Source organism: Curtobacterium pusillum (assembly GCF_007673235.1).
GTDB lineage: Bacteria > Actinomycetota > Actinomycetes > Actinomycetales > Microbacteriaceae > Curtobacterium > Curtobacterium pusillum_C.
The window spans coordinates 1-280 of sequence record NZ_VDZH01000026.1; the positions used below are offsets into that span (position 1 = coordinate 1).

A 280-nucleotide genomic window follows, 5' to 3' on the forward strand; every position below is an offset into this window, starting at 1 on the left:
TTGTTTTCTCTTCCTGTGGGTACTGAGATGTTTCACTTCCCCACGTTCCCTCTACCCGCCCTATATATTCAGGCGGGAGTCACCAGGTCACAAAAGCGCCCAGCGGGGTTTCCCCATTCGGAAATCCTCGGCTCACAGCTCGATTATCAGCTCCCCGAGGCTTATCGCAGATTTCTACGTCCTTCTTCGGCTCCAGATGCCAAGGCATCCACCGTTTGCTCTTAGAAACTTGACCACAAAGATTAAAATTGCGATCGACTCGAACAACAACATCCACCCC

1 rRNA gene is annotated in these 280 nt (G+C 51.4%); it reads right to left on the reverse strand.

The annotated features are described in order from the left end of the window. Positions 1 to 235, reverse strand: a 23S ribosomal RNA gene (locus tag FS532_RS18435); the annotation flags it as partial. Between the last annotated feature and the right edge of the window lie 45 nt (positions 236 to 280).